Source organism: Reichenbachiella sp. MALMAid0571, from assembly GCF_040151475.1.
GTDB lineage: Bacteria > Bacteroidota > Bacteroidia > Cytophagales > Cyclobacteriaceae > CAXBNB01.
This window is the reverse complement of record NZ_JBDKWG010000125.1, coordinates 50,956-67,614: the sequence shown is the minus strand read 5'-3', so window position 1 is coordinate 67,614 and position 16,659 is coordinate 50,956. Positions and strand designations below refer to the sequence as shown.

13 protein-coding genes are annotated in these 16,659 nt (G+C 38.0%); 4 read left to right on the top strand and 9 right to left on the bottom strand.

Annotated features, from left to right (window positions below; translation table 11 throughout):
* Positions 1 to 70 precede the first annotated feature (70 nt).
* From AAOP42_RS10750 to AAOP42_RS10740, 3 genes are read right to left on the bottom strand one after another with little or no spacing between them, the layout of a single operon-like run.
* Entirely contained in the window at positions 71 to 1,009 is a 939-nt protein-coding gene (locus AAOP42_RS10750; RefSeq protein WP_349528512.1) for a beta-propeller domain-containing protein, read from the bottom strand.
* Between the two features lie 41 nt (positions 1,010 to 1,050).
* On the bottom strand, positions 1,051 to 2,496 hold the full coding sequence (locus tag AAOP42_RS10745; protein ID WP_349528511.1) for a DUF1501 domain-containing protein: 1,446 nt from the start codon (positions 2,494 to 2,496) through the stop codon (positions 1,051 to 1,053).
* Positions 2,496 to 5,486 carry a PSD1 and planctomycete cytochrome C domain-containing protein gene (locus AAOP42_RS10740; protein WP_349528510.1) on the bottom strand — a complete coding sequence of 997 codons (2,991 nt, stop codon included), beginning with the start codon at positions 5,484 to 5,486 and terminating at the stop codon, positions 2,496 to 2,498. Before AAOP42_RS10740 ends, AAOP42_RS10745 begins: the two co-directional genes overlap by 1 nt.
* Before the next feature lie 291 nt (positions 5,487 to 5,777).
* Between AAOP42_RS10740 and iolG the strand changes: the two genes are divergently transcribed.
* Positions 5,778 to 6,794, top strand: a complete 1,017-nt coding sequence (gene iolG, locus AAOP42_RS10735; RefSeq protein ID WP_349528509.1) for an inositol 2-dehydrogenase — start codon at positions 5,778 to 5,780, stop codon at positions 6,792 to 6,794.
* Positions 6,795 to 6,807: 13 nt separating this feature from the next.
* Here the strand turns inward: iolG and AAOP42_RS10730 are convergent, their stop codons facing one another.
* Positions 6,808 to 7,206 carry an ACT domain-containing protein gene (locus AAOP42_RS10730; RefSeq protein ID WP_349528508.1) on the bottom strand — a complete coding sequence of 133 codons (399 nt, stop codon included), beginning with the start codon at positions 7,204 to 7,206 and terminating at the stop codon, positions 6,808 to 6,810.
* A gap of 11 nt (positions 7,207 to 7,217) precedes the next feature.
* The gene (locus AAOP42_RS10725) at positions 7,218 to 8,180 is read right to left on the bottom strand and encodes an arginase (RefSeq protein WP_349528507.1); all 963 of its coding nucleotides are present in this window, start codon (positions 8,178 to 8,180) and stop codon (positions 7,218 to 7,220) included.
* Positions 8,181 to 8,374: 194 nt separating this feature from the next.
* Between AAOP42_RS10725 and AAOP42_RS10720 the strand changes: the two genes are divergently transcribed.
* Entirely contained in the window at positions 8,375 to 9,031 is a 657-nt protein-coding gene (locus AAOP42_RS10720; RefSeq protein WP_349528506.1) for a metal-dependent transcriptional regulator, read from the top strand.
* Between the two features lie 7 nt (positions 9,032 to 9,038).
* Here the strand turns inward: AAOP42_RS10720 and AAOP42_RS10715 are convergent, their stop codons facing one another.
* From AAOP42_RS10715 to AAOP42_RS10705, 3 genes are read right to left on the bottom strand one after another with little or no spacing between them, the layout of a single operon-like run.
* A complete protein-coding gene (locus AAOP42_RS10715; RefSeq protein WP_349528505.1) occupies positions 9,039 to 10,466 on the bottom strand; it encodes a nucleoside recognition domain-containing protein in 1,428 nt (475 codons plus the stop codon).
* A gap of 5 nt (positions 10,467 to 10,471) precedes the next feature.
* Positions 10,472 to 11,242, bottom strand: a complete 771-nt coding sequence (locus AAOP42_RS10710; protein WP_349528504.1) for a FeoB small GTPase domain-containing protein — start codon at positions 11,240 to 11,242, stop codon at positions 10,472 to 10,474.
* Positions 11,223 to 12,260, bottom strand: a complete 1,038-nt coding sequence (locus AAOP42_RS10705) for a metal-dependent transcriptional regulator (protein WP_349528503.1) — start codon at positions 12,258 to 12,260, stop codon at positions 11,223 to 11,225. The genes AAOP42_RS10710 and AAOP42_RS10705 overlap by 20 nt, the downstream gene beginning before the upstream one ends.
* 227 nt (positions 12,261 to 12,487) lie before the next feature.
* Here AAOP42_RS10705 and AAOP42_RS10700 point away from each other — a divergent pair, with 227 nt between their 5' ends.
* On the top strand, positions 12,488 to 13,312 hold the full coding sequence (locus AAOP42_RS10700; protein ID WP_349528502.1) for a serine aminopeptidase domain-containing protein: 825 nt from the start codon (positions 12,488 to 12,490) through the stop codon (positions 13,310 to 13,312).
* 176 nt (positions 13,313 to 13,488) lie between these two features.
* Positions 13,489 to 15,873 (top strand): ABC transporter permease, encoded by a 2,385-nt coding sequence (locus tag AAOP42_RS10695; RefSeq protein WP_349528501.1) that lies wholly within the window; start codon positions 13,489 to 13,491, stop codon positions 15,871 to 15,873.
* A gap of 139 nt (positions 15,874 to 16,012) precedes the next feature.
* Here the strand turns inward: AAOP42_RS10695 and AAOP42_RS10690 are convergent, their stop codons facing one another.
* Positions 16,013 to 16,657 carry a hypothetical protein gene (locus tag AAOP42_RS10690; RefSeq protein ID WP_349528500.1) on the bottom strand — a complete coding sequence of 215 codons (645 nt, stop codon included), beginning with the start codon at positions 16,655 to 16,657 and terminating at the stop codon, positions 16,013 to 16,015.
* Positions 16,658 to 16,659 lie beyond the last annotated feature (2 nt).

Sequence of the window (16,659 nt, the reverse complement as noted above, 5' to 3'; positions counted from 1 at the left end):
GAATAATTCTGTTCTTCCCAAAAAGCATTGCTTCTCAGGAGAACAGAAGAAGGTTGAATATTAGACGAGCTTATTTCATAGGAGTGCCTTTTACGGGTACTCCGTTGGTAGTGAGAATTTGAAAATCGTGTACTTTATACCCCGTATATTTCCATACCATTTCTTTCTTTCGGTTCAATTCAAACAATTTAATTCCCTCTTTTGCACCATAACTGGCAATGACTGTATTCCCATTGGGCAGCCTTTGTGCTCCACACGGATCCTGAAATGGTTTTTCTTCAAAATCTTCATTAGAAACTTTCCACACTATTTCTCCTTTTTTATTCACTTCAATCGTTTTGTTTCCGTGTGTCAGATTGATCAAGGTATTTCCATTTTTCAATCTTATGGCAGTAAAAGGCCAGTTTTCGGCTTCCTTACCTCCCAGTTCAGGCCTGTCTGTTTTGAATACATTGACTACTTCTCCGGACGGTGTATATTCTTTCACGGCAAAAGCCAATAGATGAGGTACCAGATAGTTACCACTGGATAATTTGCGGGCCATACGGGTTTGCATGTGCACGTTATCAGTTTCAGGTTGTAATGGCACAGACACAATTATATTGCCCGATTTGTCCACTTCTAACAGCCGGGGCATGTCGTTGGATGATTCTGTAATCAGAGTATTGCCATTTTCCAGTCTGACCGCAGTACCTAACTCTACCTTACCTTCCGTTTGCCTTTTTTTATAACTAAAAATCACATTTTTATCCTTGTCAAATTCTTTCACTTCATCACCCCAGCAAACCAAGACGTTTCCATTTGGAAGCACATAACCATCTCTGGCTCCACTCCTACCTGAGTCCCAAACTACCTCTCCCTGCTCATCTATAATTCCTGTAAATTGCGGCCCTGCAATAAATACCGAGTGTGTAATGGTTTTGTCTTTTTTAGTTCCGGCATTAAGTGAAAATCCTGTTCCCAGACAAGTGCATAACACTGAAAGAATTACCTTCTTAAAATTATTCATATTCTTATGTTTATATAATTGGTTTCTATTTGATAAAGCTTTTAAGCAAGAATGTCTTTGATAATGTGGCCGTGAACGTCAGTTAACCTGATATCCCGACCACCAAATCTAAATCTCAATCTTTCATGATTTACTCCCAGCATGTGAAGCATGGTGGCGTGAACATCGTGAACAGTAGTTTCGTTTTCCAACACCCGATAACCATAATCATCTGTTTTTCCGTAAATGGTACCACCCTTTATACCGGCACCAGCCATCCACATACTAAAGGCAGATGGATTGTGGTCACGTCCGTTTGATCCTTGTGCGAAAGGAGTACGTCCAAATTCACCAGTCCAAACAATCAGGGTTTCTTCCAATAATCCCCTTACTTTCAAATCCTTAATCAGTCCGGCAATGGGTTGATCCACTGCATGTGCATTTCTCTCATGTCCATCTTTCAGGTTATTGTGCTGATCCCAACGATCTCTACCCACATTAGGACAGGTCAGCTCCACGAACCTCACACCACGTTCGATAAGCCTTCTTGCCAAAAGACATTGCCTGGCATATCCACGTTTATGGGGATCCTCTGAGTCCATGCCATACAATTTCTGTGTTGCCTTGGTTTCGCTGGAGAATTCCGTCAATTCAGGAATAGAAGACTGCATCTGGTAGGCCAATTCGTAATTGGAAATGGCAGACTCTACTGCATCTGCATGTCCCAAACTTCCCATCAGACTTTGATCCATTTGCTTGATAAAATCAAGTTTTTGATTTTGAAGGCCTTCTTTTGTTTCCAATGGATTAATGTTGGCCAATGGAACCGGACCAGATTTTAAGATAGATGCCTGGTAGGATGCAGGTAAAAAACCACTTTTGAAATTGTCCAAACCTCCCGGAGGTATTAGTCCGCCATCCAGTACAACATATCCCGGCAGGTTGTTGTTTTCGCTACCAAGGCCATAAGTCACCCATGCGCCCATACTTGGCCTGCCCTGAATGCCACTGCCTGTGTGTAGAAAGTAATTGGCATTGGTATGTTCGGGAAAATCTGATACCATAGACCGGATCAAAGCCAAATCATCTACACAGGTAGCAATATGAGGAAACAGTTCACTTACAGGCATTCCGCATTCTCCATATTGTTTGAACGACCATGGGCTTTTTAGAATCTTACCAACATTGTCGAATTGGGTGTTGTCAACTTTAAATTTCTTTTTTGGATCTTCTCCGTTTTCTTTTTCCAACCTTGGTTTTGGATCAAAAGAATCAACCTGGGAAACTCCTCCATCCATATATAAAAATATTACATTCTTGGCTTTTGGTACATAATGAGGCGTCTGAGTAAGTTGAGTCAATATGGACTTAGGATCATCCAGTTGCTTGCAAGCAGTTTGAATACCTCCAAACAAGCTCGCAAAAGCCAACGATCCAAAACCGCCTTTACAGATGCCAAGCATCTCCCGACGTGTTACAGGTTTGTGAATGATATGATTTTTTCCCATTAGATTAAATAAATAAATTCTTTAAGATTAAAAACTGAGTGGCAGTAATCTTTCCACACATCAATATTAGTGGCAGCATCTTCTTCTTTGAGCTCATAAGATTCAGCCAATATCTGAATAAATGTATTGGCCTGATCTATTTCTTCCTTGGTAGGTTCTCTTGATAATGTCTTGATATATATATACTTAAGCCGATCTGTCTGACTTAATTTTTCATGATTTAAGACTTCTTTTGCCATTACTTCTGCCTGATGGACAATAAAAGGGTCATTCATCAAAATCAAAGATTGTGCAGGTACGTTGGTTACATTCCTGTTGCCAAAAGTGGAAAAAGGAATAGGACGGTCAAAAGTCAACATCATAGGTTGCAGGAAATTGCGACGTACTGCCTGATAGATACTTCTCCGGCCATTGCCATCCAGTGGCCCTGATTTTCCGGGTCTTCCCCTTCCCTGCATGAAATCAGTCAGATAAACCGGAACCGGCTCACCATACATTTCCGAGTTCAAATTTCCTGAAATGGACAACAGGCCATCCCAAATGGCTTCTGATTCTAATCTTCTGATAGGAAAATGGGATAGCAATGCATTGGTTGGATCTAGCTTCGCCACATTCTCTTCGCTGCTTACAGTCGATCTTCTGAACGTATTGGACATTACGATATATTTGACCATACTCTTCACTGACCAGCCTTCATTTTGAAATTTAATTGCCAGATAATCCAATAACTCAGGATGAGTTGGTAGTTTTCCCTGTAACCCAAAATTGTCCACAGTTGTCACTATTCCTTTACCAAACAGATGGTGCCATACTCTGTTTATCATTACCCTGGAAGTCAGGGGATTTTCTTTGTCAAGAATTTGTTGCGCTACTTCTAATCTTCCACTGCCATTGGATTTCACAGGTTCTTTATTTACAGGAAGGACTGATAAAAATCCTCTCGGTACCGGATCTTCAGATAAATCCTGATAATTTCCTCTGTTAAATACATGACTGTCAATTCCAAAGCCCTCATTTATGCCTATGAAAAAGGTAGAATCTTTGAGATTTTCTGTCAATTGCTGATACTGCTCCAACAGATTATTGGCATCTTCAAATTTATTGTTCAGCTTTTTGTTCTTTATGAGATAGTTTATATTCTCTACCAACTGAGTAGAAGCTTTACCTGATACCCAATCATCAAAACTCTCGTTTTCTTTACTATTGCCAGTATTTTTTATTTGCTCTGGCCACTCTCCATCATAGGCAATAACATATTCTACGTCTATAAAAGCATCTTCTTCTAATTTATAATGATGGCCATTGTATTCTCCGGGAAGTATTTCAATATATGCCTTGTGTCCTTTCCATGGCGAAACATCAAAGCTGTATTTTTTCCACTCCTGAGTATTTATTTTTTTCTCTAATCCCCCATATATCGGGTATCTAATTAATTGAAAGTTATCAATGATGATTCGGATCATCGCTTTTTCACCTAAAGCATGTACTCCGATAAAATCGGTATCTATAACAAAATTGGGTGAGCGTAAAGCACCATACACTCCTTTTGAAAGCTGCCTGCTCGATGCTGCTCCGCTGGCAAGTCTTACCAATTTATTCCCTTCAGTATTAAACTCCGGCTTGCCTAAAGTAGTTTTTGTGCCAAAAGCAAGTCCGTCACTTTTCCAGTCGTTCAAATCCTGACCTCTAAAATCACCCAATACCTTATAATTCCACTCAGATTCTTCCTGTGGCTTTTCTGTTGTTGCCGGGCTGTCTGAAAGTACCAGGTCATCGGTAGGCCAGTTTTCAGCAATAAGGTTCCTGATACCGTTTTTAAGGCCTTCAATTTCTTCAAGGCTCTTCACTTTATCATAAGTAAGGTTGGATGGATTAAGAGAAAATCTACTACTTTCCATTACACCATATAATGCATAATAGTCGGCTGTTGGTATAGGGTCAAATTTATGATCATGACACCTCGCACACGAAACTGTTAGTCCCTGAAATGTTTTAGTGGTCACGTCAATCATGTTATCTATTCTGTCTGCTTCATCTTTCCTGATATCAACAGGACTATGAGTACCTTCCCCCAGTGCATAAAAAGCAGTACCCAACCGGGATTCATTGATACCGGATTCAGGATTCCACCTTACTGAGTCCAATAGATCTCCGGCCAAATGTTCTCTGACCAACTGGTCGTAAGGTATATCTTCATTGAATGCACGAATAAGATAATCTCTATATTGCCATGCACCTATTATTGGAAAATCAAACTCATGCCCTTTTGTTTCTGCATACCTCACAATATCCATCCAATGACGTGCCCATCTTTCACCAAATGCGCCTGATTCAAGGTATTGGTCAACCATTTTCTCATAGGCATCAGGACTATCGTCTGCCAAAAACTGACTCAGTTCGTCCGGAGTGGGTGGTAGTCCTGTTAAAATATATGACACACGACGGATAAGTGTGTTTTTATTAGCCAATGGAGCGGGACTAAGCCCTTTGTTTTCCAGTTTTTCCAGAATGTAATTATCGATTTCATTTACAGCTTCATCAGTATCATGTTTTTCAGCTTCTTTGTATTCCGGTTGATTAAAAGCCCAATGAACCTTCCACTCAGCTCCCTGATCAATCCATTTTTTAAGTACTTCTATCTCGTACTCGCTTAATTTTAAATTAGATTCCGGTGGTGGCATCATTGCATCAGCATCATGATGGGTGATCCGCTTTATCATTTCGCTTTTGCTGATATTACCGGGTACTATGGCAGGATTTCCTTCTTCCCTTTGAGCTGTTGCTCCTTCGAAAGTATCTAACCGCAAATCTGCCTTTCTGCTACTGGGATCAGGTCCGTGGCAGAGGTAACAGTTCTGAACCAATATTGGCCTTATATCAAAATTAAAGTCAACATTTTTGGGGACTTTTACAGCAGTACCACTTTCTTTACACTGAAACATGCCGATGCAAAATATGATAACAGCCAATATCGATATTGCTTTTTTCATTCCTTTATTCTCATTCAATTGTATCATGTGAAATGCTAACTTCTTTATTTCAAGTTTTGTAATTCCTAACTCAATTATATCTGGCAATTTATTTCAGCTAATGAAATTTGAGGTATCCAAATCATTCAAAAAGGTGCACAAATCCGTTCACTCACTGATTTTATCTGTTTTTATCGTCAAAAGGCACACTTTTTATTTAGTAAAATTTGAATATTGCAGCAAACAAATTGATATAACTGATTGATACGGATTCAATTTTAAATACGATTAAACTCACTTATTAAGCATAAAATGGATAAAGTAAAAATAGGAATATTGGGACTGGGAAGAATTGGTAAAATTCATCTGGGAAACCTGGCAGGAAAAATCGAAGGTGCTGAAGTAGTAGCAGTTGTAAACCCTTCAGAAGAAGGCCAGGACTTTGCAAGAAAATTCAACGTACCGTTTGTTTCATCTGATGCCAATGTAATCTTCGACAATGAGGATCTTGATGCTGTCCTTATTTGTTCTCCCAATGACACACATGCTGACTATGTAACTCGTGCCGCTCAATCTAAAAAGGCTGTATTTTGTGAAAAACCACTGGATCTTTCTTTAAGCAAGGTAAAGGAAATAATAGAAGTGACACAAAAACATAATGTGCCTTTAATGGTGGCTTTCAACCAACGATTTGATATCAATTTTTCTAAGATTAAATCCCTAGTTAAAAATGGCAAAGTGGGAGATTTGCGTACAATAAAGATAACAAGTCGAGACCCTGCACCACCACCAATAGGATATATCAAAAGTTCAGGCGGTTTGTTTTTGGATATGACCATTCATGATTTTGATATGGCCAGACACATTGCAGACAGTGAGGTAATAGAAGTATTTGCCAAAGGCAGTAACCTTGTTGATCCCGCAATAGGAGAAGCCGGAGATATTGATACAGGATATGTTGTGCTTTCTTTTGAAAACGGAGCTACTGCTCTTATTGAAAATAGCCGGCAAGCTGCTTATGGTTACGATCAAAGATTGGAAGTATTTGGTTCAAAAGGGATGGCTCAGGCCAACAATAATTTTAAAGACACCCATCTACTTTTTGATGAAAAAGGTGTGCATGGCTCAAGGCCATTAGATTTTTTCATGGATAGATATATAGATTCCTATTTACATGAAATGAATGCATTTATCCAGGCCCTGACACAAGGAACCGAACCACCTGTCAACGGTATTGATGGACTAAAGGCTACTGCAATAGCCATAGCAGCCAACAAATCTATGGAAGAGAACCGACCTGTAAAGATGACCGAGATATTAGATGTTTAATTGATCGTATTAGTCAACCGCTATTTGTCATCGACAAATCATTCAATACTTGCATGGCTTTTTCTGCATCGTCTTTTTCCACAAAAAGATGATCGTGATAGTATCCGGCAATTACATTGCAACTGATTTCGTTTTCTGCAAGTGCTGTAGAAATTTTTGCGGTAAAGCCAACGGCTTGCAGAGACGAGTGGACATTTAGCGTGATCCATGCCATAACGGAAGAATACTCTAGTTTGTGGTTTTCGGCAGATTCTCTGGATAATACAAGCGTTTTGCCCTCTTGTTCCATAAAGGAAGCAAGTATTATTGAATCGGGAACAACAAAACTTCTGTTCACCGAACAAAAAACGTAACTACCAATATTGAGTGTTGGCGACATGTTTTTGATTAGTATTTCAAGATTGATTTCCATAGTTGAATAATTTATAAGTGGAATTCTAAAGTATTCGTAACTGCGTCCAGAACTTCAAAAGCAGCTTCTGCCATTTTGTTTCCATTCAAATCCAAAAGAGGATTGATTTCTACTATTTCCAAACAAACCACTTTGTTGGTAGAAATGAAACCATTGATGATGTTGATGACTTCATATTGATCAAATCCTTTGGATACAGGAGTGCCTGTACCCTTTGATATCAAATCACAATCCATGCTGTCAACATCGAATGAAATGTAGATCATTTCACAATCGGATAGTTTTTTGACAGCCTCATCGAGACAAATTTGTATGCCTCTATACCGTACTTCCTCTACCTTGTAATTTTTTATTTTTAGTTTCTTAAGTAATTTTTCTTCAGGAATCTCCGTGTCTCTCACTCCAAAATAGATCAGATATTCAGGGTGAATTTTAGCACCGATGATGCCTGTATTTTTCATCCCAATCCAACTATCCTCAGTCTCTTTACTAACAGCATTAACTTTAGCCTCCAGATTGTCAATAGACAATGCAGCTGCCACTGGCATTCCATGCACATTTCCTGAAAGTGAAGTATAGGGAGAATGTAAATCTGCATGGGCATCAATCCATATCACTCCCAATCGTTTGTTAGGATACGCAGTTTTGATTCCACTAATAGTGCCGAGGGCAGAAGAATGATCTCCGGAAAGAACAAGGGGAAAGTTTTTAGATTTGAGATTGTTACCAATCACATTGCAAACACGCATACATTGCTCATGCACATGTCCAATTCGCTTGGCGAAAGTAGTGTTAACCTTATCATAAATAGTTTCATTGTGCGTGGGGATGTCTTCGAAACCGTACTGGTTAAAGTAATTATTTTCCTGATTGATTGCAGCGATTTCAATGGCATCTACACCCAAATCTGAGCCACGCGTACCCGCCCCAATATCCGAACGGTTCTTGATGATTTTAATCCTGTTGAAAGTCACTTTAGCTGTTATTGATGTTGGTACTAATACATAGTATTAGTACTCCAAATGTATTTATTTTCTGGCTCACTCTTGTGTTTCCAAATAAAATTGTGATGGGTGGTATCAGATGGTAATAATATTTAAAACAACGCAACTGCATATTTTTAGGTTTAACTAAAAATACATTTACCTTTGTCCTCAAAATCACTCCTATGCTCAGTTTCGCAGAAGAAAATTACTTAAAAGCCATTTATCATCTTTCACTTTCGGGGGATCAAAGTGTATCTACCAATGCGCTTTCAGAAGAAATGAAAACCAAGCCTGCGTCTGTTAGTGATATGATTAAAAAGCTCGCTGAGAAAAAGGTCATTTCCTATCAAAAATACCAAGGGGTAAACATTTCTGAAAAAGGAAAAAAAGAAGCTTTGAAAGTAATTAGAAAGCACAGACTGTGGGAAGTGTTTTTGGTGGAAAAATTGAAATTCAACTGGGATGAAGTACATGAAATAGCGGAACAACTGGAACATATAAAATCGTCCTTACTTACGAGTAAACTCGATGAGTTTTTAGGTTTTCCCAGAATAGATCCGCATGGAGATCCTATTCCGGATGAAAATGGCAATTTTAGCGATGCTCCTAAGTACCCACTATCAGAAGTAGAGATTGGCAAACAGGTGACCATCGTAGGTGTTGAAAATTCAGACTCAGAATTCCTTAAGCACCTCGATAAGATTCATATTTCTCTGGGTACTAAAATAGTAATCAAAGACAAAAATGAATTTGATGGTCTGATGCAGGTGGAGTTGATAGGCAATGGCCAGGTGCATATCTCCGGCAAAGTAGCAGACAACTTGTTAGTAACGGAATGAAAAACTATCAGGCTGAAAATAAATGCCAGAATTGAGCTACCAGAAAACACACTACAAATCCCATTGCAATAGGAAGAAAAGTAGCAACAGCAGTCCATTTTACACTTTTCGTTTCCTGATAAATAGTATAAATGGTGGTGCTGCAAGGATTGTGAAGCAGACTAAACAACATCAGGTTCACAGCTGTAAGTAAAGTCCAGCCCCCTGCTTTTAAAACGTCACCGGTTGCAGACATTGAGTCCAATTCAAACATTACTCCTGCACCCTCGCCATAGCCATCTATTCCTGAGACTGCTACCGTTAACATAAGAATAGTAGGAATAACAATTTCATTGGCTGGAATGGCAACAATATAAGCAAGAAGAATTACACCGTTGAGTCCGAAAAATAAACCAAAACCATCCATGTTATTAATAGCCCAGGAAGCAATGGTAGCATCACCTACGTGTACATTAGAAATAAGCCAGATCACTGCACCAGCCGGTGCTGCGAATACACATGCCCTCCAAAGCACTATCAATGTCCTGTCAATCAATGAGGTATATAATGTCCTCCAAACTCTAGGAGGGCGGTATGGTGGTAATTCCAGAGTGAATGTGGATACTTCTCCTTTCAAAACGGTTTTTGATAGAAAATGAGACGTGACAAAAGTAAACACAACACCTAATAGTGCTATGACTATTACTGCTACAGTTGAAACTAATCCTGCCAATAATGGTGGAGCCATTACACCAATAAAAATGGAGGCAATCAGTATTTGAGTTGGCCAACGTCCATTACACAATGAAAAGTTATTGGTAATAATGGCAATGAGCCTTTCCCTTGGACTGTCTATGATTCTTGTGGCAATTACCCCTGCAGCATTGCACCCCCATCCCATACTCATGGTAAGTGCTTGTTTGCCATCAGCACCGGATTTTCTAAACAGTTTGTCCAGATTGAATGCCACTCTGGGCAAGTACCCAAAATCTTCTAATAATGTAAAAAGTGGAAAAAATATGGCCATCGGTGGTAGCATTACACTGATCACCCATGCCAATGCCAGATAAACCCCATCTATAAGAAATCCACTCAACCACCAGACCATACCAATACTTTCAGCCATTTCTTTAAGAAAAGGATGAATGGTATCTAGCAGTAAAGCTGCAAGTAGTGATGAAGGAACATTAGCACCTTGGATGGTTAACCATAGTACAACTGACAAAATAAAGAGCATAATGGGAAACCCCCACGTTCGGCTGGTAACTATTCTATCTATCTTTCCATCAAATGGTGTATTTTTCCTCTCCCCTGCTACAGTCACCACTTTATCAGCTATTCGGGAAGCATCTGTATAAATACTTTGTGTCAGCGAATCATGGAAATTTTCACCAATGTTCCATTTAAGGCTATTGGCAAATGAAAGAATGTCTTTTTTAGATTCTTTGTTTTCCATTTTAATTATGCAATTTCAAATTCATTGTTTTCTAAAGCTTCAATTACCCGTTGGTCATTTTCGAGCAAACGAAAAGCAATCCATCTGCTATTAGGTACATGAGGATACTCTTCTTCGATTCGCTTACTCAACTGATCCACAGCATTTTGTATGTGACTGGGAATATTTTTAATCCGGTAAGGTTTACATACAATTCTTTTTTCAGCCACATCACTTATAGTCTTGATCAACTCAGGAATTCCCTGATCAAATCTGGCACTGGTTGCCACTACAGGAATACCCAGCCTGCGTGCCAAAGCTCGCTCATCTATTGATGTATTGTGGCGTTTGGCTTCATCCATTAGATTGAGACAAAGCACTGCATTGTCAGTAATCTCCAAAATTTGAAGTGCAAGATTCAGGTTTCTTTCTAACCTGCTGGCATCCACCACAATCACAGTTACATGAGGTCTGCCAAACAATATGAAGTTCCTTGCTATTTCCTCATCCTGACTGGTTGAAAGCAATGAATAAGTGCCTGGCAAATCTATAAGTTTGTATTTTTTGCCCTGATAGGAGAATCCTCCTTCCGCCCGTGTTACAGTTTTGCCGGGCCAGTTGCCTGTATGCTGTCTCAACCCTGTTAGTGCATTGAATACTGTACTTTTTCCGGTATTTGGATTGCCGGCCAACGCAACAACATAGTCGAATTCAGTTACATCAAGACCTAGTCTTTTCAAACTTCCTGTATTATTGAATTCACATGTTTCACAACTGCTATGAGGCTGACTGTTCATACACTTCTTTGTTTTTAATTAAAATGAAATTTGCCTGATCATTTCTTAGTGCAATATCCGTATTCCGAACTTTATATGCTCTGGGATCATTGAGTGGACTTGTTATACCCAAAGAAATTACCGTACCGGGTACAAAACCCAGATCCAGCAATCTCCTGCGGTTAGGTCCACGGCATTCTCTGGAAATACCAATTATTTCCACTTCTTCTCCTTCTCCAATATTAGCCAATCGTCTGATACTTTGATCATGTTGCTCTTCTTGCTTTACTGGTTCTACACTCAGATTTTCGGCTACTAATGGAGCCAGTACATACTCTTCACCTTCCGATAAAAAACGCACCCGTTGCTGATTCGATTCCACTACCCTAACCTGAGATCCTATATGGAGGTTTTCAGCCAGAATTTGTCTATATACTACCTCGGGCTCATCTTCTATATGAATGATTCTTCCAATTTTGTTTATTGGAAATAGAGAAAGAGAAATTCCCTTTTGAGGTCGTATATCGCCACTTTCAGTAGGAATAGGATCTCCATGAGGATCAAAATTGGGATTACCCAGTATGGAGGATAATTCATTGGTCTGATCTATGGTCAGCTCATGTTCCATCTGTTCTGCTCTATCGTGCCATTCCGACTTGTCATAACCAGTTTTTTCAGCCAAAAACTTTTCCCACAGGCGATGAGCTCTAACGATTCTTAAAGCATACTCTCTGCCTTCAGGTTCTAAAACCAAATAATCACCTTGCTTGGATATGAGTCCTTTTCTCATCATTTTATCCAGAATGGCAAGTACGTCTCCACCGCCTATACCTGTAGAAGCCCTTAAGTCCCTGAACCTCACTTGCGTATTTTCATATTCCATGTGAAAAAGCTGTTTCAAAACATCTTCTATTATGGTTTTCTCATTTTGTTTTTTACCCTGTTGGAATATCCAGTAATACCCATTTGGACGAAATACTATATACACTACAAGGCAAATAATCCCAAAAATTGATAGAGCCAAAAGTGGACTTAACATATTTTTATATTAATTAATTGAGTGCGTTTTTCTACTTTCAAATTTAACAAGATATATTATATTTTTAGATATATCTAAAAATTTTTAACATAAATACCTAAACATTATATTGGTAACTACGGCCATATATTTAAAAAGATACAATCCTTTTGGCTTTATTGAAAAGGAAATCATTTGATTCAGGCTGCAAATGCTTTATTTTTAAGACTATATTTCAAAACCAGTTTATGAATACAAAAAAAACACTGCTTTTATTTATACTTTTAATAGCCTCTATTTCATTATCTCTGGCTTTAAATCCATCGAAAGAATACAAGAAATATCCAACTGATTTGAAATTTAAAGAACAAAAGGTTCAAACACCTGATGGATATTCTCTTAATACCTGGTACTTTCCTTCAACCAGAACCTCTAATAAACTGATTATAGTAAGTCACAATGGAGATGGTAATATGGGTGATAACGTAGCTAGAATAAAATCATTTATCTCACTTGGTTTCAATGTGTTATGCTATGATTATCGTGGTTTTGGTTCAAGCAGTGATTTTAAGATAGACAATGAAACTTATTTGTACTCAGAGTTTTACAAAGACTTTGAAACTGTATATAATTATGCCTTAAAAAATCATGGAAAAAAAATCTATTTGTATGGTTGGGGTATCGGTGCAACTATCTCCATTACCATTGGCTACACCAGGTCTCACACCTATTCTATCGTAGCTGACGGAGCTATTTCAAGGTTTGTAGATTTACCTCAAAAGTTTTTTAAAATCGGGAGTAGAATGTCTTTAGACAGTGAAGTGTCTTCCAGATATAAAGATCCTTACACGGTACTTAGTGAAACCCCGTCAGCCAACTTTCGGGGTATCCTTTTCATTATTGGAAGCAAAAATTATTTATTTACTGAGAATGATGCCAATGAATTAAAAAGTCAGGTAAAAAATGGTATGGCAGAAGTCTTCGTGATGCAGAATAGTCGCTTTGCTGATAATTTTAAGGACAGCCCGTCAGATTATACCAGAAAGGTGAGTCAGTTTTTGATAAATAATTAGTACAATCTGATAACCCGAGTATTGTAACAGAATTGTACGATAATCATCAATAATAATGCATAAAAGTCCGATTTCGGACGATATTAGATTTTAAAAATATCATAACAACCTGTAAAACAGCATGTTATAATGTATGGTACATTTCTTGAAATCGTTAAATCATAATTGACAATATTATGATAAGAAACTACCTATTCGTCGGAATCAGAAATCTCCAAAAAAACCTGAGCTATGTCATCATCAATACCTTTGGGTTGGGAATTGCTATGGCTTGCTGCATCACAGCTTACCTGTTGATTGCCTATAACATTGAATTCGACAACTTTCATAAGAGCTCAAAAGTTGATCTAATCTATAAAGTTCACTCTCATTATAATAAAACAGAAGGAGATCCTTATCAGCAAATCAGTGCACCTATAAATCTGGCACCTAATGCAGCAATGGAAATTTCAGGTATCAAAAGGTACACACGCTACATGAATGAAGGAGGCTTTGTGAAAAGTGGTGATGATTCATATAGCGAGCGTATTGCATTTGCAGACAGTACTTTTTTTGAAATGTTTGATTTTCCTTTAGTGAACGGAAGTTACGGCTCGTTTAAAAATATGCACACCATATTTTTAAGTAAAAAAACGGCTGTCAAATACTTTAAAGATGAAAATCCAATAGGTAAAGTATTAGAGATAAATTTTCCGAATCAGACAGAAGTACAAGTAACAGTTGGTGGTGTTGTTGATAAAGTTCCTCAGAATAGTTCTTTCGTTTTCGACATGTTAGTCAGGTTCGAACATTTCTATGACATTTATGACCTCAATTCTGATAACTGGAAAGACTGGCGTGATCCTTCAACCTTTTTCGAGTTAACCGCACACAATCAGGCTCCATATATTAGTGAACAATTCAATAAATACATTGAAAGAAGAAATAAAGAAAAGACCGACAGAGTGGTAAAATCATACCAACTGCAACAGTTTAAGACATATTATGACCGTGAACAGGTTCAGTGGAGTCAGATTAATTTACCCATGAGTATTACACCGATGGTCGTATTTATATCAATGGCATTGATCATATTGATGATTGCATGCTTTAATATGACAAATACTTCCATAGCCATGACAGCCCAAAGAATGAAAGAAGTAGGGATCAGAAAAGTTGTAGGGGCAACAAAGTGGCAAATCATATCTCAGTTCCTTTTTGAAACCTTATTGGTTATCCTGCTATCGTTAGTTGCAGGTTTGTTTATGTCTAATATAATCACTCCAGCATTTACTGATATGTGGAACCTCAATTACGGAATGGAAGACCTTAATGGTCTCAATCTAATTATAGCGTTATTGATAATCATATTTTTCACTTCGCTGATTGCAGGAATTTACCCTGCATTATCTAGTAGCAGATTTGTGCCTGTGTTATTATTAAAAGGCAATTTGAAAATCAAAGGAAGTACTTTATTGAGTAAATCACTTATCACCATTCAATTTGCATTGTCTGTAATTGTTTTGATTGCAGGAGTTATGTTTGTCCAAAACACAAAATATCAGGAAAAGGTAAAATTTGGCTATGACAAAGACATGGTGTATATGATTAAAGTAAGTGGTGAAAAGGAATTTGAAGTGATGGAAAATGACTTGAGAAGTAACCCTAAAATACTAAAAATTGGAGGAACAGCCCATTCCTTAGGTTGGGATAGTTACGCTGTACCTTTAGGAGTAGATACTGCCAAATATGAAGCAAGACACTATGGTGTAGGTAAAAACTATTTTGACATTATGGGAATGAAAGTACTAAACGGCCGGGTATTTAGTACTGAGAGTACTAATGATTTAAATAGCGCAGTAGTAGTCAATCAGGCATTTCTAAAAAAAATTGGCATAGAGGATGATCCATTGATGAAAACGATAGTGATACATGAAGTAAAAAGACACATTGTTGGAGTGGTTGACAATCATATTGACAATCTTTTTAGATCCCGGGAACCAGAAGCTTCCGTTTTTTACCCTGCATTACCTAATCAATATCAATATTTATTGGTGAGAGCTGAACCTGAAAACCTGACTTCTCTGGAAGATTACATTGAAGATTTGTGGAAAAAAAACATACCGGACAAACCTTTTCAAGGTTGGTTTCAAGAAGACATTTTATTTGAAGACTTACGTGAAACAAATGCCAACCTCAAGAAAATATTCCTCTTCCTGACTGTTCTGGGAGGGCTTTTGTCTGCTTCCGGTATATTTTCATTGGCTACTCTGGATGTTAAAAAGAGAAGTAAAGAAATTGGTGTCAGAAAGGTTTTGGGGGCATCAGTGAGCAATATTTTAGCACTAATGAATAAAGAATTTCTGATTATACTGTCTATTGCTGGCATTATCGGATCTTTAGGTGGATATTTCCTCACCGGAGCTCTTTTGGATGAAATCTATGCTTACCACATACCTATCGGAATTATTCCCATTCTAATTTGTACTGCTACCATCATTTGCGTAGGACTTTCAACTACTTGTATGACTATTTTAAAAGCAGCAAAATCTAATCCTGTAGATACTTTGAGAGATGAATAGCTAACCCTTCGGGTTAACCACATACCCGCATCCATAATAATCATAGCTTTTTCTATTGATTTAGTCATAATGTAAACCTAAAGGGCAGACATGGCAAACATTGGTGTTAAAGGGAAAATGTGACCAAGCAAGACTAAAATCACCAACCAAATGTGATTCCCAATTTAAAAATAACCATATCAGTTTCTGAAGTCAAAGGATTTGCAATGGCGTTTTCTATGCCAACTTCTCTGATGGTTTTACCATCAACATATTCAGCCTTCCCTCCTATCAGGTATTGAATGCGGAATTCAAGAGCGGTATTTCCTTGCCCTATTGGAATGTGAATTCCGGCTGCTCCACCATAACTCAAAGCAAAATCATGAAAATCGGTTTGAATGGCTATAGGATCCAGTAAAATATTTTCTTTCAACTTACTTATAGTGTATAGAAATTTGAAGCCATAGAGGCCTTCAAAAAATGGAACTATGCCATCCGATGGTGGTTTAATCCTCAAAAGACCATGAAACTGAAGCATGTTGTTGTTAGTAATGATTTCATAATAACCATCACTATCAAACGATTTACCATAAATATCATAACTGAGGTCAGCTCCAAGATAAAACAGATTTTGAGCATCAAAAGAAAAATAAGCTCCCATTCCCATCCCCAATGCAAACGCATCAGTATTTTGACGAAACTCTCCGGTAGGTCTTCCAAACTCGGTAAACAGGTTCACCATTCCTTTTTGTGCTGCAACCTGAAGAGGTAAACTGAAAAGTAGTATAATTAATGTTTTTTTCATTA